Below are 20,390 nucleotides of genomic sequence, written 5' to 3'. Positions count from 1 at the left end.
CCTGGAGGCGCGAGCCTACTGGCGAGGCGGTGTCACTGATGCACCGCCAGCAGGCCGGCTCCTGCAGCGTTTGGGGTGAACTTGTTAACCGAATCGAGGATTTGATGATGTCCACTGTATTGCGTCCGGCCCTGAGCCTGATTGTGTTGATGACCCTGATCACGGGCGTGGCCTATCCGCTGGTGGTCACCGGCGTGGCCCAGGTGGCGTTCCCGAAACAGGCCAATGGCAGCCTGGTGCTCGATGGCGTGGGCCAGGTCCGTGGTTCGGCCCTGATCGCCCAGGACTTCAGCGGCGACAGCTGGTTCCACCCGCGTCCATCGGCCGGGGCCTTTGCCACGGTGTCCAGCAGTGCGAGCAACCTGGCGCCGAGCAACCCGGCGCTGGCCACCCGTGTGATCGACGACGCCAACAAGCTGGTGGTACCAGGGCAGGGGCCGGTACCGCTGGCGTTGCTGACGACTTCGGGCAGCGGCCTGGATCCGCACTTGCCACCGGCGGCGATTAACTATCAACTGGCGCGGGTCGCGGCGGCGCGTAACCTGCCGGTCGCCACGCTGCAGCAACTGGTGGACGCTCATGTCGAGCAGCCTCTGGTCGGCCCGCCGGTGGTGAATGTGCTGGCCTTGAACATGGCGCTGGAAAAGCTCGCCCTGTAGCCAGCTGCTACAAGTCTGTATGTCGATGATTTGAGTCCAGAGAGAAAAATGCATGAGTGATTCCGGCCGCGCCGATGCCCTGTTAGCCGATCTGTCCCACGACGGCCGCGGCCGGCTCAAGGTTTTCCTCGGCGCCGCGCCGGGCGTCGGCAAGACCTACGCCATGTTGCAGGCGGCGCACACGCAATTGCGCCAGGGGGTGAAGGTTTTGGCCGGGGTGGTTGAAACCCATGGCCGGGCGGAAACCGAAGCCTTGCTCGGCGGTTTGCCGCAACAGCCGCTGGTGCGTTCCGAATACCGCGGGGTGATGCTCGAAGAGATGGACCTCGACGGTTTGCTCAAGGCCAGACCCAAGCTGGTACTGGTGGACGAGCTGGCCCACACCAACGCCCCAGGCAGCCGGCACGCCAAGCGCTGGCAGGATATCCAGGAGTTGCTGGCGGCCGGTATCGACGTCTTCACCACGGTCAACGTGCAGCACCTGGAAAGCCTCAACGATCAGGTTCGCGGCATTACCGGGGTGCAGGTCCGCGAAACCTTGCCCGACTGGGTGCTGCAGGAAGCCTACGAATTGCTGCTGGTGGACTTGCCACCACGAGAACTGCTGGAGCGCCTGCGCGAAGGCAAGGTGTATGTGCCGGAGCAGGCCCGCGCGGCGATCGATGCGTTCTTCACCCAGACCAACCTCACGGCGCTGCGCGAGTTGGCGATGCAGGCCGCGGCGGCGCAGGTCGACGACGACCTGGCCCAGGGTTATCGCAAGCTCGGGCAGGCCGCGCCAGCGGTGCGCGGGCGCTTGCTGGTAGGGGTCGACGGCGATGCCCAGGCCGAGCGCCTGGTGCGCCATGCCAGCCATGTCGCCCGGCGGCGGCATCTGCCCTGGAGCCTGGTGCATGTGGATAACGGCCGAGTTCCCGACGAGCAATCCCGCCAGCGCCTGCAAAGCGCCCAGCAACTGGCCGAGCGCCTCGGTGGCGAGGTGGTCCTGCTGCGGGCCGGCGAGGTGGCGAAAACCCTGATCCAGCATGCCGCGGAGCGGCGCGCCAGCCTGGTGCTGGTGGGGCAGTCACGCAAGCGCCTGCGTCGCCGTTTGTTCGGTGGCGGTCTGGCGGCGCGCCTGCTGCGCAACGCCCAGGGTCTGGAAATCAACGTGCTCGACAGCGAGGATGAACCCGGCCAGCCGCGCCTGCGGGTGGAACGTTCGCTGGTCTGGTTCGACTACGCCCTGGCGGTGTTGGCGACAATCCTGGCGTCGGGGCTGTCGTGGGCAGTGGCGAGTGTGCTGGCGTTGCCGAATATCTCCCTGGTGTTCCTCGCCGCGGTGCTGCTGGTGGCAGTACGCAGCAGTCTCGGGCCGGCGCTGGTGTGTGCGGCCCTGTCATTCCTGACATACGATTTCCTGTTCATTCCACCGACGTTCTCCTTCGCCATCCAGCGCGAGGAAGACGTGCTGACGCTGCTGTTCTTCCTGTTGATGGCGGCCCTGACCGGCAACCTGGCGGCGCGCCAGCGTCGGCAATTGCAGGCATTGCGCGATACCCAGGAAGAAACCAGCGAGCTGCTGGACCTGTCGCGCAAACTCACCGCCGCTACCGACCGGCAGGCGGTGGTCAGTGCCGCGGCGCAGCATCTCAATGGCTGGAAGGAATTGCAGCTGTGCCTGCTCAATCGCGACGGGCAGGGTGGCTGGAAGGTCGAGACGGGCGGGCCCTTGCAGTTTTCCGAGTCCGAGCGGGCTGCCGCCGACTGGGCCTGGCAACACGATCAACCGGCGGGGATGGGCACTGGAACCCTGCCGTTCGGCCGCTGGTGGTGGTGGCCGTTATCCGTCGATGAAGGTCCGCTGGGTTTGCTCGGGGTCTGCCCGAAGGAGGGCGAGGAACTCAACGCTCAGCGTCGACGCCTGTTGAGCGCCTTGAGCCAGCCCCTGGCCCAGGCCTTGGCCCGGGCACAGTTGGCCGAGGACCTGGAAGCGGCGCGCCTGCACGGCGAAACCGAGCAGTTGCGCAGTGCGCTGCTGGCCTCGGTGTCCCATGACTTGCGCACGCCGCTGACCTCGATGCGCGGCAGCATCGACAGCCTGCTGGCGCTGGGGGAGGCGATCCCCCTGGAAGACCGGCGTGAACTGCTCGAAGGCACGCGTGATGAGGCCGAGCGCCTGGATCGCTACATTCAGAATCTGCTGGACATGACCCGTCTCGGGCATGGGTCATTGAAGCTGGCGCGGGACTGGGTAGCGCCAGCCGATATCGTTGGCAGTGCGCTGAATCGCCTGCGGGTGGTGCTGGCGCCGCTGCGGGTCAGCACCGACCTGCCGGCCGAACTGCCGTTGCTTTTCGTGCATGCGGCGCTGATCGAACAGGCGCTGATCAATGTCCTGGAAAACGCTGCGCGTTTTTCGCCAGCCAACGGCCGCTTGCAACTGAGCGTCGGGACCAGCGACACCGAGTTGCTGTTTGCCGTGAGCGACGAAGGGCCGGGTATTCCGGTGGAGGATCGCCCGCGGATTTTCGACATGTTCTACACCGCCGCACGCGGCGATCGCGGCGGGCAGGGTACCGGCCTGGGGCTGGCGATCTGTCAGGGCATGGTCGGTGCCCATGGTGGGCGCATTACGGTGGGCGAGGGGATCGAGGGGCGTGGCACCTGCATCACCCTGTGCCTGCCGCTGCAGGCGCAACCCGAGCTTGAAGGAGAGGCCTGAGTGCCGGTAAAAAGCGTCAACCCAACGAGGCCAGGAGGGCCGCCCATGTTCTTTACAATCTACAGCGACGCCTGCGCTACTCTTGCGCCACTTATTTGCCTTGAACCGAAACCATGAGCCAGACCGCGACCATCCTGGTCATCGATGACGAACCGCAGATCCGCAAATTCCTGCGCATCAGCCTGGTGTCCCAGGGCTACAAAGTGCTTGAAGCCGGCACCGGCAACGAAGGCCTGGCCCAGGCGGCGTTGAACAAGCCGGACCTGCTGGTACTCGACCTCGGCCTGCCGGACATGGACGGCCAGCAGGTGCTGCGCGAGTTTCGCGAGTGGTCGGGTGTACCGGTGCTGGTGTTGTCGGTGCGGGCCAGCGAAGGGCAGAAGGTCGAAGCGCTGGACGGTGGCGCCAACGACTATGTGACCAAGCCCTTTGGCATCCAGGAGTTCCTGGCGCGTATTCGTGCCTTGTTGCGCCAGGCGCCCGTCGGCGAAGCGCAGGAAGCGGCCTTGAATTTCGGCCCGCTGACCGTGGACCTGGCGTATCGCCGTGTATTGCTCGACGGTGCCGAAGTGGCGCTGACGCGCAAGGAATACGCTGTGTTGGCGCAACTGGCGCGGCACCCGGGCCGGGTGATCACCCAGCAGCAACTGCTCAAGGATATCTGGGGGCCGACGCACACTGAGGACAGTCACTACCTGCGTATCGTGGTCGGCCATCTGCGGCAGAAGCTGGCGGACGATCCGACCCGGCCACGCTTTATCGTGACCGAGGCTGGCGTGGGGTACCGGTTACTGGGGGCGGAGGAGTGAGCGGGCTCGCGGCCCTCTTTCAATTCAGCTCGTTCTCGTAGCGGTCCAGGGTGTCGCTGGCAATCTCCCGTCCCAGTGCGATCAGCTCCGGAGCCTTGTAGAACTCGAAGAAGCGGCACACCCGCTTGGGCACGTTGATCAGGATGTCCGGCGGGTAGCCGGCGATCTTGTACTGCGCCAGCGAGGTCTGCATCACCTCGAAGCTCTGGTTGATCAGGTCCAGCAGGGACGCGGGGCCGACGTTATCGATAATGAACGAGCCGGTGGCCGATTTCGGGGCGCCGTCGGTTTCCGGAGCCGCGGCCGGTTGCTGGGCCTCGGGCTCGGCGGATTCGATCCAGGGGTTGCCGATGTCGGCCGCCTCGCTGCGCAGGGCTTCCTGTTCGAGCAGCAGCAGTTGTTCGGCTTGCTTGCGGCGAAAGGGCAGGTGCGAGCCCAGGGAGTTGATCAGGCTGTCGAAGCGGCTCTTGAAGGCGGCGGGGCGCTGGATCACCGGCAACTGGTAACGACGCTGGTTGGTCGAGTTGAGGTTGACGGCGATGATCAGGTCGCAGTGGCTGGAGACCACCGGGACGATCGGTAGCGGGTTGAGCAGGCCGCCGTCCACCAGCATGCGGTTGCCTTGCATGACCGGGGTGAACAGGCTGGGGATCGCCGCCGAAGCCCGCATGGCCTGGTGCAGGCAGCCTTCCTGGAACCAGATTTCCTGCTGGTTGGTCAGATCGGTGGCCACAGCGGTGTAAGGGATGCGCAGGTCTTCGATATTGATTTCGCCGACGATCTTGCGGATCTGGCCGAATACTTTCTCTCCGCGTATCGCCCCCAGGCGAAAGCTGACGTCTACCAGCCGCAGCACATCCAGATAGTCCAGGCTTTCGATCCAGCTGCGGTAGTCGTCCAGTTTGCCGGCGGCGTAGATGCCACCGACCACGGCCCCCATGGAACAACCTGCGACACAGGCAATGTCGTAACCACGTCTTTCGATTTCTTCAATCACCCCGATGTGGGCGTAACCCCGGGCACCACCAGAGCCCAGGACCAGTGCGACACGCTTCTTCATGACCCGATCCTTCGCCAGACAGGTTTCCACAATGCACCCATCGAGGGTTTCGGTTCAATCACTGATGCCTGCCCGGGCCTTGGGCAAAGGGATTTTTCCACTGTCTTGCCGCATGAGGTTATGCTCGCGCGACTATATTTTCCCTTGACGGGCCAAGGCACTTTTAGCGGCGGCGATCGTCTTAGGTTCACGATTTTTTTTTTGTTCAAGACTGTTTCCCCCCTACTTTGAGGTGTCATTGATGAAAGCCTGGATCTGTCTGCCGTTGATTGCATTGGTACTTGGTGGTTGTGCTGGCAAGACCGCCTATCGCGACAGCTGCGGTACGCAACTGGATGCGGCCTGGCATGAACTGGATCTGGCCAAGGCCGAAGGTTTTGCGGGAACGGTCAGTTATTCCAAAGCCCTGTCGCTGCTGACCGGGGCCAAGACCCAGCAGCAATTCGAAGCCTTCGAGGGCTGCACCAGAAAAGCCGAGAAGGCCCGTTTCTATATTCGTGAGTCGCGCGCCGGCCGCTGATCGCAAGGTCGCCGTTTGCCGCTAGACTGAAGAGCGCTCTTCAGTTTCCGTCTCGCAGGCGCCTTGGTCGCGCCTGCCAGTCATGCCAGGGCCCGGCCGCAGTCTTTGTGCTGCGGGCCGGGTCATTCGTTTCGGGAGTCAATGATGTCTGCCTTGGTTGATCAGTTGGTGGCTCAGGTGTTGGGGCTGGAGGTGCGCTTGCTGGCGTGCCAGGCGCGTTTGCAGGCGGTGACCGACCCCGAGGCGCTGCACGATCTGCGTACCACGGTGCGCCGCTTGCGCAGCCTGTTGCGAGCACTGCGTGGTTTGCCCGGTGTCGAGCAACTGGAAGCGGCCGCCTCGGCGGTCGGGCAATTGACAACACCGTTACGCGACCGCGAGGTCCTGGCCGCGTACCTGCATCAGCATGACTACCATCAGGCCGCGGAGCGCCGCACCACGGGCCTGGCGGACGAGTATCGGACGGTGGCGACAGGCGCTGAACTCAAGCAATTGCTGCTGGTGCTGGATGCCTTCCCACGCTTCCTGCGGGCGGCGCAACATCAGGAACTGTTGCGCGGTTTGCGCAAGCGCATTGAAAAGCGCCTGGCCAAGCAATGGAAAGCACTGGACCAGGCCCTGCATGACCCGGCTCATGACCGGCACCGTTTACGCCTGCTGATCAAACGTGTGCGCTACGCCGCCGAGGCTTACCCCGAACTTGCCGAACTGTCGCCCAAGGCGGTCTCGCATTTGAAGGCTGCACAGGGCGCGCTGGGCGACTGGCATGATTGCTGGCAATGGCTAGCCCAGGCCGAACGGCAGGCGGACCTGTTGCCTTGTGTTCCGGTCTGGCACGCCACCATGCACAAGGCCGAAGCCCGTGCCGATCGGGTACTCGACAAGCTGAGCTCTGCCTGCTTCCGGAGCTGAAAGGCGTCTGGCGGCTTATCTGTCAGTCTTTTTGGCGGGAATAAGTGCTTTACCCTTATGCGCTGCTGGTTAAGATCCTCGAATCTTTCCTTTGACCAGAGGTGTTCATGCGCTTTTCCGATTTGCTCGATGCCGTCCGCCAACATCCGTTGGAACTGTCGATTCCAACCGAGTGGGCGCAGGGGCGGGCCAGTTTCGGCGGATTGGTAGCGGCTTTGCAGTATGAAACCATGCGCGTAAAAGTCCCCGCCGAGCGTCCGGTGCGTTCGTTGGCGATCACCTTTGTCGGTCCGGTCACCCCCGATGTGCCGGTCAGCTTTGAAGTCGAGGTGCTGCGCGAGGGCAAGGCCGTCAGCCAGGTGCTGGGGCGTGCGGTGCAGGACGGTCAGGTGGTGACTCTGGTGCAGGGTAGTTTTGGTGCCTCTCGGCCGTCCGAGGTGGCGGTTGTCGCCGAGGAAGCGCCTGCCATGAAACATTGGGATGAATGCCCGGAGCTGCCTTACGTCAAGGATGTGACGCCGGAGTTCATGCGCCATCTGGCAATGCGCTGGAGCATCGGTGGCATGCCGTTCACCGGCAACAAGTCGCGAGACATGGGCGGCTGGGTGCGCCTGCGTGGCGACGTGAAGGAAGAACCCCTGACCGAAGCGCATATCCTTGCATTGGTGGACGCCTGGCCGCCGGCCCTGTTGCCGCATCTGACCAGTGTCGTTCCCGGCAGCACCCTGACCTGGACCATTGAATTCGTGCAGCCGCTGCTGGCGCTGAGCACCCTGGACTGGTGCAAGTACCGGGTGCATATCGAGCATGCCCGTGATGGTTATGGCCATGCGGCCGCGGCACTCTGGAGCGCGGAAGGTCAGTTGATCGCACTCAGCCGGCAGACGGTAACCATCTTCGGCTGACACCCTCTCAATGCCGGTGGCGTTCGCGCCAGGCACGCCACCAGGCGCCGCTGAGAACGAAGCGTGGAAAGGTCACGAATTGTTCCACCAGCAGGCGCTGGACTGCATCTTTACGGTCACTGAACGGTTCGGCGGCTTGCGCCTCCAGGCTGTGGCCGTGGCGCTGCAGGCCCAAGGCTGCAATCAGGCCAACCACGCCGATGGCGACGTTGGTGAAGCTCAAGCCGAATACCCCTGAAACCAGCAACAGGAAGCCGACGATGAACAGCGGCACCGCAATCAGGTGCAACACCAGGTTGGTCGGGTTGCGGTGGTTATGCGGGTAGGAGCGCCATTGCCAGGCGGGGAGGTTGGGGTGACGTTTACCCATGACGGTGATCCTTGATTCGTAGAAAGCTATGTATCAAGGATAGGTCTCGCGTGGGGCTTCGGCGAATCAAGGCTGGCTATGGGGGCGATAGCTTGGCAAGGGTTTCGCCGCGGCAGGGAGGCTGATCCTGCCGCAACGAAACTCGCGGTTTTAAAGTTTCAACTGACCGATGGCCTTGCTCAACTCTCCGGCCAGGGTCGCCAGTTCGTTGCTGGTGGTCGCCGAGTCGACGGTCTGTTGCACGGTGTTTTCGGTGACGTCGCGAATACTCACCACGGCGCGATTCATTTCTTCCGCCACCTGGCTTTGCTGCTCGGCCGCCACTGCAATCTGGGTATTGCTTTCACGCATCTGCGCTACGGCCGCGGTGATTTCCGCCAGCGCTGCGCCGGCTTCCTGTGCCTGCTGCACGCAATCGTCTGCCTTGAACGAGCTTTCCTGCATGAAGTCCACCGCGTCGCGGGTGCCGGCCTGCAGGGCGGAGACCATCCGGGTGATTTCGTCGGTGGAGGTCTGCACCCGTTTGGCGAGGTTGCGTACTTCATCGGCGACCACCGCAAACCCCCGGCCCATTTCACCGGCGCGCGCCGCTTCGATCGCGGCGTTGAGCGCCAGCAGGTTGGTCTGTTCGGCGATGCTGTGGATCACGTTGACCACGCCATTGATCTTCTGACTGTCCTCGGCCAGTCGCTGGATCATCTCGGCAGTCTGTTGCACACCGGTGGAGAGCCCGGCGATGGACTTCTGCACGCGTCCCACCACTTCCTGGCCACTGCCGGCCAGGGCGTCGGCGGCCTGGGAGCGATCCCGGGTAGCACCGGCGTGCTGGGCGATGTGATAGACGGTGGCGGACATTTCGTTGATCGCCGTCGCGGCCTGATCGGTTTCGCTTTGCTGGCCCAGCATGCCGTGACGCACATCGTTCATGCTCGACGCCAGGCGCGCGGCGCCGATATCCAGTTGCCGGGCAGTGTTGGCGACGGTGTTGACCACCCGCTGGTAACCGGCCTGCATCGCGTTGAAGGCATTGGCCATCTGGCCGACCTCATCGGTGCACGACAGCGGCACGCGCGCCGACAGGTCGCCGGTTTTCTCCACATGCAGCATCACATCCTTGAGGGTGTTCAGTTGGCTGAGCAGGAAACGGATCAACAGTTGCGAAGCACCGAGCATCGCCAGCATCAGAATGAACACGGCCACCGCGTATTGGCTGAAGCGTTCGCTGAACACCTGTTGCAGGCTTGGCCCATGAGCAAGCACCGCAACCCGTTGGCTATCGGCCCGGGACAGCACGTACGCGCCGATCAGCGGGTTTTCGCCGAACAGCGGCATTTCATCGAAGGCCACCCACCCATTGGCGTTGCTCAACTCTGGCAGGGAGCGTTGGTCGAGGCTGGGGATCTGGCCGGCAGCAAAGCCCAGCAGGTTTTCAGCATTGGGTAGCGCTTGTCCGGAGGGCCATGCACCGAGCAGGTTGGCCTGGGCCCTGGCGTTGTTTTGTGAGGCCTGGCTACGCGCGTGTTGCTCCAGCTGGACGGCGTACAGGACCAGTAGCAGGGTGGTCACGAAGGCGACTGCATTGACCGCCCAGAACTTGTATTTCAGTGAGATATTGCTGAGCCAGGCACCCATGGAAGGTCTTCTCTGATTAAGCGGAACAGTATTGGCAAGGTGCCATTATTGTGCCGCTATGCAGAGCGTCAAATCTTGATATGCGTCAAGCAATCTCGGGCAAGGCGAAGAAGGCTCGGGCGCTGGCGGTACTGTGGGATGCCAGCTCTTCCTGGCTCTCTCCGCGATGCAGGGCCACCTCGCGCAATACCTCTGTCAGGTAGGCCGGTTCGTTGCGACCGTTCTTCGGTTTGGGGCGCAGGCTGCGCGGCAATAGATAGGGGGCGTCGCTTTCGAGCATCAGGCGGCCGCGGGGAATCTCTCGTACCAGAGGGTGCAAGTGAGTGCCGCGGCGTTCGTCGCAGATCCACCCGGTGATGCCAATGTGCAGATCGAGGTCCAGGTAGTTGAACAGCGCGCGCTGTTCACCGGTGAAGCAATGCACCACCGCAGCCGGCAAGCGGTCTCGGAAATCGCGGACTATTTCCAGCAGGCGCTGGCTGGCGTCGCGCTCGTGGAGGAAGACCGGCAGTTGCAGTTCAACGGCCAGGGCCAAGTGTTCCTCCAGTACTTTTTCCTGTTGCGGGCGAGGGGAGAAGTCCCGATTGAAGTCCAGGCCACATTCGCCCACGGCTTTGACGCTGCTTTCCTTGAGCAGGCTGCGCAGGCGCTGGGCACTGTCGGCATTCCAGTCGCTGGCGCAATGCGGATGAATACCGGCGGTAGAGAACAGTTGGCGGCCGCTTTCGTCCAGTTGCCGCGACAGCTCGAGCGCCTGTTCGCTGCCTTCGACGCTGGTGCCGGTGAGCACCAATTGGCAGACACCGGCGGCATAGGCTCGGTCCAGTACTGCGCGATGTTTTTCGGCGAAACTCGGGTTGGTCAGGTTGACGCCGATATCGATGAGTTGCATGGTGCTATCTCCGCCTGCGGCCGGAAAGCATATCAGAGCTGTAGATTTATAAGAAAAGCCAAGAACTACAACGAGTTGGAGCTGTCTCTTGATGCCGGGAGAAAGGCCGCGGTTGGTTTGCCCGCCGAGGTTGTGCCAGTCTTTCGCATCTTGTCGGCGCTCTAGGCGCTCTGTTTCTGTCGCCCGATTTTTCGCCAGTGCTCGAAAACTCGGACAGTATTCTTCCCGGAGAGCGGATGACGCGACCCTCGGTTTTGCTAGCGTTGTGCTTGTCGTTGCTGCTGCCCTTGCCGGCGGTCGCGCGCTTGGCCGGCCCTCCGGAAGCCGCCGTAGCGGGCAAGGTCCGCGACCTGGCGGAAATTCGTAGCAGCCGAGTCCTGCGGGTGCTGGTCAACCAGAGTCGCAACAGCTCCGGTGAAGTCCAGGGCCAGGCCATCGGCGTCGAATACCACCGCCTGCGCGCCTTTGAGCAGTACCTCAATGGTCATGCCCGCGACGGGCAGGAAATCAGCCTCAAGATCATCCCCAAAGCCAAGGATCAATTGCTCGGTGCGTTGCAGCGCGGTGAGGGCGACCTGGTCGCTCCGGGAGAGTTGCTGGAGGCGCTGCCGGGGCAAGCGGTAAGCCCCAGTGAGCCGGTCGCCAGCAACGTGCCGTTGCTGCTGGTGGGAATCAAGGGTGAGCGGCGCTACACCCGACTTGAACAACTCTCCGGCAAGACCCTGGCGCTGACCACAGGCAGCGCCGCCGGGGAGGTGGTGAGCCAGATCAATCAGAAGCTGGCGCTGCATAAGCTGGCGCCGATCAAGGTCGAGTGGGTCGATCCGAGCCTGGCAGTCGAAGATGTCCTGGAAATGGTCCAGGGCGGGATCTTTCACCTGACCATCGTCGAGAAACCCATTGCCGAGCGCTGGGGCAAGGTCCTGCCGAAGCTGCGTTTCGATCGGCAACTGGTCATCAGCGAGCCAGGCGAGGAGCACTGGTTCGTGCGGCGCGACGCCTCGATGCTGCGGGCGAGCATCGATCGTTTCCTGAAGGTCTACAAGGCGCCGGCGGATCAGGACGTTGCCTTCTTGCGTATCTATCGGCGCCTGTATCAGGTGCATAACCCTTTGACCCGGGCCGACCGCCAGCGCCTGGAAAAGCTGCGCCCGGTATTACAGAAGCATGCCGATGCGCAGAGCATGGACTGGTTGAACCTGGCGGCCCTGGCCTTCAAGGAGTCGTCGTTGCAACCCACTGCCAGGAGCGGCAGCGGCCCAACCGGCCTGATGCAGATCACCCCGTCAGCCGCCCAGCGGGTAGGGGTCAATAACATTCAGACCCTCGATAACAATGTGCTGGCCGGAGCCAAGTACCTGGCGTTGATCCGGCGCAAGTTCTTCTCCAGCCCCAAGCTCAACGAGCGCGAGCGCATGGCGTTCGTCTTGGCGGCCTACAACATGGGGCCGGAGCGTGTGCAGGGTATGCGCACCGAAGCCCGGCGGCGCGGGCTGAACCCCAATCAGTGGTTTTTCCAGGTCGAGCGCATTGCCATGGAACAGGTCGGAATGGGCGCCGTCAGCTATGTTAATAGCGTCAACAAATACTATTTGGCGTTTGACCGGGAACGCGAATCGTTGGAGCCGCAAGCGCGTAAGGTCGTCTCACGAAAGCAATCGAAAAAATAGATTGTTATCTTGCTATTTTTGCACTTTTAACATGAATTTTTATGATTAATATAACGACCCAATACCCAACACCACAAAGGACTACACAGCATGAGCACACTGATCAAAACCGTACTGAGCACCCGTGCAGGCTATGGCCTGACTGTCCTGCGAGTTTTTGTCGGCATCATTTTCGCCGCACACGGCGCGCAAAAGCTTTTTGGCCTGTTTGGCGGTTACGGATTGGCAGGGACGGCACAGTGGATGGAGAGCATCGGCCTGGCGCCGGGGCATTTGATGGCGTTGCTGGCGGGCGGTACCGAGTTCTTTGGCGGTCTGGCGCTGATTATCGGTCTGTTGGCACGTCCTGCCGCACTGGGGTTGAGCTTCACCTTGCTGGTGGCGATTTTCTCCGTACACATCAGCAATGGCCTGTTCATGGCGAACAATGGTTATGAGTTCGCCCTGGCTCTGCTCGGCGGCACCATTGCGGTTCTGATCGAAGGCGCGGGCAAATTGTCACTCGATGCCGCGATTGCCAAGTAACTTCCGGCAAACACTCAAAGGCCCGCTTGTAGCGGGCCTTTTTCGTTGCTGATTTCGTTGTGGGGGATTCTTGACACTACCCGGTCGGCTTCTCTAGGATTATTGCCCATGCGCCGATTTAAACAGCTACTTGCGGGGCGCCAGGTGATTCGGAATATCACCGATAGAAGCTCTACAGGCTTCGAAATACCGCTAAAGCGCTGGTTCGGTGTTGCCTCTCACCTGCCCGGCAGAAAATTGAGGCAGAGACACGACACGATGAATGCACTCCACCCTCCCGTACGTCTTGCGCCAATCACGGCGAATCTTGTTCAGCGCAATCCAAAAATTCTTCTTGGCGGCACACACCAGCCGACACTGCTGCGTTATCTCGATGGCTGGCCACGTCGCAGCACAGGCCCTTCAGCCTTTCTGATCCAGTTCATTGAAGATGGCGAGTCCCTGGCACGTTTTGCCAACGACAGTTTTGACCTTGCGGTGATACAGGCCCCCAGTGCGGAAAATGCCGCCGAAGTCATCCGACATCTGACCCGCGTGGCTCGACAGGGGCTGATCACCCGCAGGTAAGTAGCGTAGGGGATCAATCCGGCTGTCGAGGTGGGTGTTTCCTGAGGCTTCTGAGTCCTGGCTGAAGGCTCCATCGATATCAGGGCTTCAAACGACGGAGTTGCGTTTGGCCAGCTCCGCCAGTGCTACCAGATTGGAAACGTTGAACCGTTTTAGCAGCCTGACCTTGTAGGTACTCACCGTCTTGTGGCTGATCAGCAGCGCATCCGCGATTTTCTGATTATTCAGGCCGCTTGCCAGCAGTTTCAGGACGGTGATTTCCCGGTCGGTCAGTTGGGCAATCAAGACACTTTCCTGGCAGGCGGCGTTTGTATTCTGTTGCAAGGTGCTGATCGTATCTTCGGGGAAGTAGCTATACCCCGATAGGATGGCTTTTACCGCATTAGCCAGTTCGTTCAGGTTATCGTTCTTGCACAGGAAGCCGGCTGCACCGGCCTGCAAACAGCGCAAGGCGAAATTCTTGGAGTTGCTGGAGGTCAGCACCAGCGTCTTTATCGGCAGTCCAGCGGACTTTATGTGGGAAATAACGGAAAACCCGTCGAGGTTGGGTATGTTCAAGTCCAGGATGAGCAGGTCCGGAAGATGCTTGCGTACCAACTGGACAGCGTCCGCGCCATTGTCCGCTTCGGCGACGATGTTGTGTTCATGAGGCTCCAGAACGGTTCTTATTGCGAGTCGAATCAACGGATGGTCGTCGACGATGATGATACTTCCCATGCAAGGCATCTCAATATTTAGGTGGAGGGTGCTTTTCGTATTTTATCCGAGCACTCTGAAAACTAAATCAGACGAATCTGATAGTTGTCATTGAGTGTCTAAGTTATGGTTGAGCACAGTTTTAATCTGGAAAAGACTAGCTCTCCATGCACGTTATTATCTTTAGACCGGCCCAGCTTAAAGGCTCCTGGTTATTTAATCTGCTTTTGCGTCTTGATCGTTTCATTTATTGGTTTGCCCCTTCTCTGGCTATGTTGACGGGGGCAGCTGGCATCGCGTTGTGTTTTCTAGCCTGGCAGCAGCAACTGATATTGACAGGGGTAGGTGGAGCACTCCTGATACTGATGGCAGCAGGAATAACCATGCTCTGGTCGAATTATGAGTGGTGGCTGTTTAAGCTCAGCCCGCAGAAAGGGTTGAATATTCCTCTTAAGTAAAATCTGAGCTGAAATATTGATGCAGTAATTTTATCTGTCATGTTTTTAAGATATTTCAATGTGACTCTCGTCGCTGTGTGATTCGGCGGCTTGTCGACGGTATCGGATAGTTCTACTTGAGGATCGGAAATGTCTGGTTTCCGGGTAGGTGTTGTAAGGTGTATTTTTTGCTCCTTGCGATATATATAACGGAGCCTGAGCCAGTGATGCTGCTACGAACTATTTCCATTAAAAATGCAGAGCAGGAAGTGCTGAACGGTGCGGTGCTCTGTAGCTTTGCAATTCCTATGCTGAGCCATAATTTTCTTGCTTATAGCTTGAATGAGGGGGCTGAAGTTGGAGAGTCGCGAGTTTATCTGGCGATGCTAAATAAGGCGGGGAAGAGTTATTCACTGAGCTCGATTGAGGCCGAGGAAGATTGGCGTCAGGTTATTCAAGTCTTCAAGGATATAGTCACCCATGCGAGCCTGCCTGAGGGGCGACAGCAAGGTGCTGGTAGTAGTACCGATATTCCTTACCATCTGATTGACCTTAAGGATTGTGTGATACCGACAGGAAACCTATCGGATCATCGTTCACTCACCATCAAGAAAAATCTGGTGATGAAGCTTATCTCGTCAGAAGCCTCGGTTGCTTGCCTGCCTGCAATTGACAGCGCTGAACTCGGAGTTCCTGCGCTCGATGCCTATATTTTGATGACTTCTCAATCTACTCCTGCTGCACAGGCTGTCGCGGAGTGTATAGAAGATGAGGTTTCTGATTCGAATGAGCATTGCTCGCCAGGAAGCGTTGAGGATCTTGGAGGCGATGCACTCGATGGTGCTCCATCCGGGTTCGCTTCGATTGGAAATCCAGAAGAGCTCTCTCAAAAAACAGAAGAAGCTGAGACTGAAGTAGAGAAGGTTCTTACTGATGTTTCATTATTTACCGAGAGTTTTCAACACGATATGACTGAAATGCTGACTGCGAATACCGAAAAATATGTCGACTCCTCTGAAAGTGATGCTCCCTTGTCTGGCCATTTGACGCCTGAGGTTGTCGCTGACCACTCTGCCAACTCGGAGGCCGACATTGGAAGCCTGTCCCAAGGTATACAGAGCACATTGGCTGGCTTGGCGGAGGTGGTTCGCGATTTGGCCTCGGAGGAAGAGATGAAGTTAATCCAGAGTGATGAGTTCGACCTGTCGATATCTGACAGTGTTCCAACTTTGATGGATAGGCAGGTTCAGGCTACCGCAGATATTGATCAATCCGCTCAAGTTGCTGGGGATGTAACACAGGATGAGGTGGCTGATTGCCCAATTCCCTTAGAGAGCTCATTGGATGAAGCACAGTTTCTGATGGCGACGCTTCCTGAGGCTGAAACTGCGCTTCAGGGGGCGGATACCGATCATCTACTTCTTGATGTGGAAAGCACTTTGTCGAATCTTGCACTTATGGCGCAGGAGTTGACGCAGCAAAAATTGGTTGCGGTGAAACAACAGGAAGCTTTGGAGCTTTTGAAGGAACAGTTGCAAGAGCGAGAGCGTAAACTTCATGAAAAAGATGAGCACCTGCGCCAGCTACAAAGTCAGCTTCAGCAAGAGAAGATCGCGATCGATAAGTCCGCTGAGCATAATTCCCGAGTGATTGCGGAACGCAGTGCTGCGCTTCAACAGCTGGCTGAAAGTGTTGAGTCCAGAGAGCGAAGTGTTGCCCGGCGTTCTGAACTAATGCAGCTTGAGCAGCAACGTCTTGATGAAATTTCCGCTAAGCAAAGTATCCGCGCAGCCGAACTGGAAAAGAGAGACATCGGAATCCAGCAAAAAAATGCAGAGCTGGTAGAAAGGTTAACGCAGTTGTCCAGCACCCGTAAGAAACTCAGCAATATTGTAAAAGGCTTCAATGAGACGGTGACCTTCAATAATAGCCTGCATAGCATATCCAGTACATTGCTCAGCGATGATGAGTAAAGCGCTTCTGCTGGAATTACAGTTCTCTTTTTTAGTGTGTTGGGTATTTCAATAAAGCCGTATTTGACCTGTGTGAAAAGGCGGATAGTGCAGTCAAACGGCGCAAACTGGAGAGGACTGATGGGGCGTATCCGGGTTTAGATATGTGCATTCTGATGTGGATTCGCACGTGGGTTTGATGCCCTATTGACCAAGCGCGACCGCTTTTTCGTACAACGCCCAAGCGGTAGTGTTATCGGCTTGTTCATTCTGGATAGGGTATCCCCGTGAGGAGGTGTGCTGCAGGTGGGTTTATCTCGCCTAGCATTGGTTCTCAAGGTCTCGATTCAACCATAATGCTGAACTGGCTCATAAGGCTCTGCATGGGGGATTTAACCAATTGAGTACCAAGCTCATTACGCAGGAAGGTTTCGAGGCTCTGAAAAACGAGCTGGATTACCTGTGGCGGGAGAAGCGTCCGGATGTGACGCAGAAAGTCACCTGGGCGGCCTCCCTGGGGGACAGGAGTGAAAATGCGGACTATCAATACAACAAGAAACTCCTGAGGGAAATTGACCGTCGGGTTCGCTACTTGCGCAAGCGACTCGAAGACATGAAGGTCGTGTCGTATTCGCCGGAGCAGGAGGGCCGGGTGTTCTTCGGCGCCTGGGTCGATATCGAGAACGAAGAGGGCGAAACCAAGCGCTTCCGTATCGTCGGTTATGACGAGATATACGGGCAGAAGGATTACATCTCCATCGATTCGCCCATGGCCCGGGCACTCTTGAAGAAAGAAGTCGGCGACGAGGCGATAGTGCAGACGCCCGGCGGAGAAATGTGCTGGTGGATCAATCAGATCGAATACGTGAAATGACCTGCCTGCGAGGGGCTTACCCCTCGCGAAGTACTGTCAGCGGGCTGGCATTCAATGCCCGGCGCGTTCCATAGACACCGGCACCTCCGATCAGCAGAGCTCCGATAATGGGCAGGAGCAGCAGCCAGGGATGTGGATGCCAGGGCAGGTCGAAGGCAAAGCGATAGAGCACCAGGCTCACCAATTCCGATCCCAATGCGGCCAGTAGCCCGCTGACGGCTCCCAGCAGCCCGAACTCGATACGCCGGGCCTTGACCAGTAATTGTCGTTCCGCCCCCAGCGCCCGTAGCAGGGCGCCCTGACGAATACGCTCGTCCAGGGTGGCCTGCAGTCCGGAAAACAGCACGGCCATGCCGGCGGCGAGTACGAACAACAGCACGTATTCCACGGCCAGGGTGACCTGGGCCAGGATGCTGCGCAGTTGTTCGAGCAAGGCCTCCACTTGCAGGATGGTCACTGCCGGGAAGGCCCTGGACAGCTCGACCACCTGCTGGTCGTGGCCCGCAGCCAGATAGAAGCTGGTCAGGTAAGTGGCAGGCAAATCCCGCAGCGTGCCCGGCTGAAAGATCATGAAAAAGTTGGGCTGGAAATTGTCCCAGTTGATTTCCCGCAGGCTGGTCACCCTGGCCTCGCGATTGACTCCGCCGACGCTGAACGTCATCTGGTCGCCAAGTTTGAGTTTCAGGCTTTCGGCCACTTGGGCCTCGACCGAGACGCCAGGCAAATCCCCTTCGGGCTGTTGCGCCCACCACGAGCCGCTGGTGATCTTATTGCCTTCTGGCAGATCCGCGGCCCAGGTCAGGCTCAAGTCCCGCTGTACGGCGCGGTCGCCACTGGAGTCCTTGCTGACGATTTCCCGGACCGGTTCGCCGTTGATGCTGATCAGCCGCCCTGGTACTACCGGGTACAGCGGCGCGGAAGGGGCGGAAAGCGCCACCAGCTTGTCGGTGAAGGCCTGCTTGTCCGCGGGCAGGATATTCAGGGCGAAATAGTTCGGCGCGTTTTTGGGCAACTGGTTTTGCCAGGTGTCGAGCAGTTCTCCACGCAACAGCGCAATCAGGGCCATCGATAGCAGGATCAAGCCGAAGGCCAGGGATTGTCCGGCAGCGGCCAAGGGATGCCGCAGTAACTGGCCCAAACCCAGGCGCCATGGCAGCGACGCCTTGGCCAGCAAGCGACGCAGACTTTGCAGGGCCAGCAGCAGTAATCCACCCAGAACCAGGGCGGCAATGACGCCGCCACCGAGCAAGGCGAAGGTCAAGAGCAGATCCAGGCTCAGGCGCCACATGATCAGGCCCAGGGCCAGCAGGGCGGCGCCATAAACCATCCAGGTGCTTGGGGGGATCGGCAGCAGGTCACGACGCAACACCCGCAAGGGCGGGACACGCCCCAGCGCCGCCAAGGGCGGCAGGGCGAACCCCCCAAGCGCCACCAGGCCGGTACCGATACCGGCGACGGCGGGGAGCAATCCGCCGGGAGGCACATCGGTTGGTAGCAGGTCATGCAGCAGATAAAACAGCCCAAGCTGGGCGAGCCAGCCGAGCAGCGCACCGACGATGCTGGCCAGGATGCCGAGCAGGGCCAGTTGCAAGGTGAACAGCAGCATGGTTTCCCGGCGGGACAAGCCCAGGCAGCGCAGCAGCGCGCTGGCGTCGAAGCGGCGGGAGGCGAAGCGCGCGGCGGACAGGGCAACTGCCACGCCTGCCAGCAGCACCGCCACCAGGCTGGCCATGTTCAAGTAGCGTTCCGCCTTGCCCAGGGCTCCGCCGATCTGGCGGTTGCCATCTCGGGCATCCTGCAGGCGCTGATTGGCCGCCAGGCCAGGCTTGATCAATTGGCGATAGGTTTCCAGGGCGCTTCCCGGGCCGCGCCAGAGTTCCTTGTAACTGACCCGGCTGCCGGGTTGCACCACGCCGGTGGCGTTCAGGTCGCTCAGGTTGATCAGTACCCTGGGTGTCAGGCTATAGAAGTTGCCGGCGCGATCCGGTTCGTAAGTCAGTACCCGGCTCAGGCGCAGGGTTTTCATCCCGACGTCGATGCTGTCGCCGATTTTCAGGTCCAGCGCGGTCAACAATCGGGCTTCGACCCAGGCTTCGCCTGGTTGTGGACCGCCGCCGATTTCTTCCGCCGCGTAAGGGGCCGGGGCACTTTTCAGTTGACCGCGCAGCGGGTAGGCGTCGTCCGCGGCCTTGATACTGGACAGCTGGATGCCATTGTCGGTGGCGATCACACTGGAGAACTCCACCACCTGCGCATGTTGCAGGCCCAGTTCCCGGCCGCTTTGGATCTGTTCGGTCCTTGCCGGAGAGCTGCTTTCCAGCAGCAGGTCCGCGCCGAGAAACTCCGTGGCGCGCAGCAGCATCGCGCCGTTGAGACGCGCGCCGAAATAGCCGATGGCAGTGCTGGCGGCTACCGCCACTACCAGGGCGAAGAACAATACCCGCAGTTCTCCGGCGCGGGCGTCGCGCAGAAGTTGGCGAATGGCAAGGCTGAACAGGCGCAACAGCGGCAGGCGTGCCATCAAGGCTCCAGGGGGGCGACCAGCAGGCCGGCTTCAAGGCGGATCAGGCGCCGGCAACGATGGGCCAGGCGTTCATCGTGAGTGACCAGGACCAGCGTCGTGCCGCTTTCCTTGTTCAGATCGAACAGCAGGTCGCTGATGCGCTCACCGGTGTGGCTGTCGAGGTTGCCGGTCGGCTCGTCGGCGAACAGCACGTCAGGCTCGGCGGCGAAGGCGCGGGCGATGGCTACCCGCTGTTGTTCGCCACCGGAGAGCTGGCGAGGCGAGTGGCTCAGGCGTTGCCCGAGCCCGACGCGCTGGAGCAGTTCGGTCGCACGCTCGCGGGCATCACGGCGGCCATCCAGCTCCAGGGGCAACATCACGTTCTCCAGGGCATTGAGGCTGTCGAGCAGTTGGAACGACTGGAAGACGAAGCCCACATGCTCGGCGCGGATTCGGGCGCGCTGGTCTTCGTCCAATGTGCCCAGGCTGCGGCCGGCCAGGGTGACCTCGCCGCTGCTGGGCAGGTCGAGCCCGGCCAGCAGGCCGAGCAGGGTGGATTTTCCGGAGCCGGAACTGCCGACGATGGCCAGGCTGTCGCCTTTGTTCAGTTCCAGGCTGAGTTCGTGCAGGATGGTCAGTTCACCTTCCGCGCTGGGAACCACTTTGCTAAGGTTCCGCGCAGTGAGAATGCTTGCGCCCATGG

19 protein-coding genes are annotated in these 20,390 nt (G+C 60.3%); 12 read left to right on the top strand and 7 right to left on the bottom strand.

Annotated features, from left to right (window positions below):
- The first annotated feature begins 107 nt into the window (after positions 1–107).
- The 3 genes from kdpC (at position 108) to PVZ78_RS03275 (ending at position 4,172) form a co-directional block, all read left to right on the top strand.
- Positions 108–659: a potassium-transporting ATPase subunit KdpC gene (gene kdpC, locus PVZ78_RS03285; protein ID WP_029527096.1), complete on the top strand. Its 552-nt coding sequence runs from the start codon at positions 108–110 to the stop codon at positions 657–659.
- A 52-nt stretch (positions 660–711) separates the two neighbouring features.
- The gene (locus PVZ78_RS03280; RefSeq protein WP_016704351.1) at positions 712–3,363 is read left to right on the top strand and encodes a sensor histidine kinase; all 2,652 of its coding nucleotides are present in this window, start codon (positions 712–714) and stop codon (positions 3,361–3,363) included.
- A gap of 113 nt (positions 3,364–3,476) precedes the next feature.
- On the top strand, positions 3,477–4,172 hold the full coding sequence (locus tag PVZ78_RS03275) for a response regulator (protein ID WP_009050149.1): 696 nt from the start codon (positions 3,477–3,479) through the stop codon (positions 4,170–4,172).
- 19 nt (positions 4,173–4,191) lie between these two features.
- Here PVZ78_RS03275 and PVZ78_RS03270 read toward each other — a convergent pair whose 3' ends face one another.
- Entirely contained in the window at positions 4,192–5,232 is a 1,041-nt protein-coding gene (locus tag PVZ78_RS03270) for a patatin-like phospholipase family protein (protein WP_007931359.1), read from the bottom strand.
- A gap of 241 nt (positions 5,233–5,473) precedes the next feature.
- On the opposite strand from PVZ78_RS03270, the gene PVZ78_RS03265 reads away from it, so the two are divergent.
- The 3 genes from PVZ78_RS03265 to PVZ78_RS03255 all read left to right on the top strand — a co-directional run bounded on the left by PVZ78_RS03265 (position 5,474) and on the right by PVZ78_RS03255 (position 7,569).
- On the top strand, positions 5,474–5,752 hold the full coding sequence (locus PVZ78_RS03265; RefSeq protein ID WP_009050148.1) for a hypothetical protein: 279 nt from the start codon (positions 5,474–5,476) through the stop codon (positions 5,750–5,752).
- Between the two features lie 144 nt (positions 5,753–5,896).
- Positions 5,897–6,664: a CHAD domain-containing protein gene (locus PVZ78_RS03260; RefSeq protein ID WP_009050147.1), complete on the top strand. Its 768-nt coding sequence runs from the start codon at positions 5,897–5,899 to the stop codon at positions 6,662–6,664.
- A gap of 107 nt (positions 6,665–6,771) precedes the next feature.
- The gene (locus PVZ78_RS03255; RefSeq protein WP_038634144.1) at positions 6,772–7,569 is read left to right on the top strand and encodes an acyl-CoA thioesterase; all 798 of its coding nucleotides are present in this window, start codon (positions 6,772–6,774) and stop codon (positions 7,567–7,569) included.
- A 7-nt stretch (positions 7,570–7,576) separates the two neighbouring features.
- Here the strand turns inward: PVZ78_RS03255 and PVZ78_RS03250 are convergent, their stop codons facing one another.
- The 3 genes from PVZ78_RS03250 to PVZ78_RS03240 all read right to left on the bottom strand — a co-directional run bounded on the left by PVZ78_RS03250 (position 7,577) and on the right by PVZ78_RS03240 (position 10,463).
- Positions 7,577–7,939 carry an Mpo1-like protein gene (locus tag PVZ78_RS03250; RefSeq protein WP_009050145.1) on the bottom strand — a complete coding sequence of 121 codons (363 nt, stop codon included), beginning with the start codon at positions 7,937–7,939 and terminating at the stop codon, positions 7,577–7,579.
- 150 nt (positions 7,940–8,089) lie between these two features.
- Positions 8,090–9,571, bottom strand: coding sequence for a methyl-accepting chemotaxis protein (locus PVZ78_RS03245; protein WP_028683073.1), 1,482 nt, complete (start codon positions 9,569–9,571; stop codon positions 8,090–8,092).
- A gap of 85 nt (positions 9,572–9,656) precedes the next feature.
- The gene (locus PVZ78_RS03240; RefSeq protein ID WP_028683072.1) at positions 9,657–10,463 is read right to left on the bottom strand and encodes a TatD family hydrolase; all 807 of its coding nucleotides are present in this window, start codon (positions 10,461–10,463) and stop codon (positions 9,657–9,659) included.
- 236 nt (positions 10,464–10,699) lie between these two features.
- On the opposite strand from PVZ78_RS03240, the gene PVZ78_RS03235 reads away from it, so the two are divergent.
- The 3 genes from PVZ78_RS03235 (at position 10,700) to PVZ78_RS03225 (ending at position 13,225) form a co-directional block, all read left to right on the top strand.
- Positions 10,700–12,133 (top strand): transglycosylase SLT domain-containing protein, encoded by a 1,434-nt coding sequence (locus PVZ78_RS03235; protein WP_273828206.1) that lies wholly within the window; start codon positions 10,700–10,702, stop codon positions 12,131–12,133.
- 90 nt (positions 12,134–12,223) lie between these two features.
- Positions 12,224–12,658 (top strand): DoxX family protein, encoded by a 435-nt coding sequence (locus PVZ78_RS03230; RefSeq protein ID WP_038577146.1) that lies wholly within the window; start codon positions 12,224–12,226, stop codon positions 12,656–12,658.
- Positions 12,659–12,916: 258 nt separating this feature from the next.
- The gene (locus PVZ78_RS03225) at positions 12,917–13,225 is read left to right on the top strand and encodes a hypothetical protein (protein ID WP_009050140.1); all 309 of its coding nucleotides are present in this window, start codon (positions 12,917–12,919) and stop codon (positions 13,223–13,225) included.
- 87 nt (positions 13,226–13,312) lie between these two features.
- On the opposite strand, the gene PVZ78_RS03220 is transcribed toward PVZ78_RS03225, so the two are convergent.
- Positions 13,313–13,942, bottom strand: coding sequence for a response regulator transcription factor (locus PVZ78_RS03220; protein ID WP_007931372.1), 630 nt, complete (start codon positions 13,940–13,942; stop codon positions 13,313–13,315).
- A 146-nt stretch (positions 13,943–14,088) separates the two neighbouring features.
- Between PVZ78_RS03220 and PVZ78_RS03215 the strand changes: the two genes are divergently transcribed.
- The 3 genes from PVZ78_RS03215 (at position 14,089) to greB (ending at position 17,184) form a co-directional block, all read left to right on the top strand.
- The gene (locus tag PVZ78_RS03215; RefSeq protein WP_016704342.1) at positions 14,089–14,379 is read left to right on the top strand and encodes a hypothetical protein; all 291 of its coding nucleotides are present in this window, start codon (positions 14,089–14,091) and stop codon (positions 14,377–14,379) included.
- 206 nt (positions 14,380–14,585) lie between these two features.
- A complete protein-coding gene (locus PVZ78_RS03210) occupies positions 14,586–16,331 on the top strand; it encodes a hypothetical protein (RefSeq protein WP_273828229.1) in 1,746 nt (581 codons plus the stop codon).
- 379 nt (positions 16,332–16,710) lie between these two features.
- A complete protein-coding gene (gene greB, locus PVZ78_RS03205) occupies positions 16,711–17,184 on the top strand; it encodes a transcription elongation factor GreB (RefSeq protein ID WP_009044968.1) in 474 nt (157 codons plus the stop codon).
- Between the two features lie 16 nt (positions 17,185–17,200).
- Here the strand turns inward: greB and PVZ78_RS03200 are convergent, their stop codons facing one another.
- Both PVZ78_RS03200 and PVZ78_RS03195 read right to left on the bottom strand, forming a co-directional pair.
- Positions 17,201–19,705, bottom strand: a complete 2,505-nt coding sequence (locus tag PVZ78_RS03200) for an ABC transporter permease (RefSeq protein ID WP_124340587.1) — start codon at positions 19,703–19,705, stop codon at positions 17,201–17,203.
- Positions 19,705–20,388 carry an ABC transporter ATP-binding protein gene (locus tag PVZ78_RS03195; RefSeq protein ID WP_009050136.1) on the bottom strand — a complete coding sequence of 228 codons (684 nt, stop codon included), beginning with the start codon at positions 20,386–20,388 and terminating at the stop codon, positions 19,705–19,707. Before PVZ78_RS03195 ends, PVZ78_RS03200 begins: the two co-directional genes overlap by 1 nt.
- Between the last annotated feature and the right edge of the window lie 2 nt (positions 20,389–20,390).

This window comes from Pseudomonas sp. SBT1-2 (genome assembly GCF_028640875.1).
GTDB lineage: Bacteria > Pseudomonadota > Gammaproteobacteria > Pseudomonadales > Pseudomonadaceae > Aquipseudomonas > Aquipseudomonas chlororaphis_I.
This window is presented reverse-complemented; position numbering and strand designations above follow the sequence as displayed.

Bases quoted from the DNA above. Each gene is read 5' to 3' on its own strand.
- PVZ78_RS03235 (WP_273828206.1), top strand. From the start codon at position 10,700: ATGACGCGACCCTCGGTTTTGCTAGCGTTGTGCTTGTCGTTGCTGCTG.
- PVZ78_RS03245 (WP_028683073.1), bottom strand. From the start codon at position 9,571: ATGGGTGCCTGGCTCAGCAATATCTCACTGAAATACAAGTTCTGGGCG.
- PVZ78_RS03215 (WP_016704342.1), top strand. From the start codon at position 14,089: ATGCACGTTATTATCTTTAGACCGGCCCAGCTTAAAGGCTCCTGGTTA.
- PVZ78_RS03230 (WP_038577146.1), top strand. From the start codon at position 12,224: ATGAGCACACTGATCAAAACCGTACTGAGCACCCGTGCAGGCTATGGC.
- PVZ78_RS03255 (WP_038634144.1), top strand. From the start codon at position 6,772: ATGCGCTTTTCCGATTTGCTCGATGCCGTCCGCCAACATCCGTTGGAA.
- PVZ78_RS03250 (WP_009050145.1), bottom strand. From the start codon at position 7,939: ATGGGTAAACGTCACCCCAACCTCCCCGCCTGGCAATGGCGCTCCTAC.
- PVZ78_RS03240 (WP_028683072.1), bottom strand. From the start codon at position 10,463: ATGCAACTCATCGATATCGGCGTCAACCTGACCAACCCGAGTTTCGCC.
- kdpC (WP_029527096.1), top strand. From the start codon at position 108: ATGTCCACTGTATTGCGTCCGGCCCTGAGCCTGATTGTGTTGATGACC.
- PVZ78_RS03220 (WP_007931372.1), bottom strand. From the start codon at position 13,942: ATGGGAAGTATCATCATCGTCGACGACCATCCGTTGATTCGACTCGCA.
- PVZ78_RS03200 (WP_124340587.1), bottom strand. From the start codon at position 19,705: ATGGCACGCCTGCCGCTGTTGCGCCTGTTCAGCCTTGCCATTCGCCAA.
- PVZ78_RS03260 (WP_009050147.1), top strand. From the start codon at position 5,897: ATGTCTGCCTTGGTTGATCAGTTGGTGGCTCAGGTGTTGGGGCTGGAG.
- PVZ78_RS03275 (WP_009050149.1), top strand. From the start codon at position 3,477: ATGAGCCAGACCGCGACCATCCTGGTCATCGATGACGAACCGCAGATC.
- PVZ78_RS03280 (WP_016704351.1), top strand. From the start codon at position 712: ATGAGTGATTCCGGCCGCGCCGATGCCCTGTTAGCCGATCTGTCCCAC.
- PVZ78_RS03225 (WP_009050140.1), top strand. From the start codon at position 12,917: ATGAATGCACTCCACCCTCCCGTACGTCTTGCGCCAATCACGGCGAAT.
- PVZ78_RS03195 (WP_009050136.1), bottom strand. From the start codon at position 20,388: ATGGGCGCAAGCATTCTCACTGCGCGGAACCTTAGCAAAGTGGTTCCC.
- PVZ78_RS03210 (WP_273828229.1), top strand. From the start codon at position 14,586: ATGCTGCTACGAACTATTTCCATTAAAAATGCAGAGCAGGAAGTGCTG.
- PVZ78_RS03265 (WP_009050148.1), top strand. From the start codon at position 5,474: ATGAAAGCCTGGATCTGTCTGCCGTTGATTGCATTGGTACTTGGTGGT.
- PVZ78_RS03270 (WP_007931359.1), bottom strand. From the start codon at position 5,232: ATGAAGAAGCGTGTCGCACTGGTCCTGGGCTCTGGTGGTGCCCGGGGT.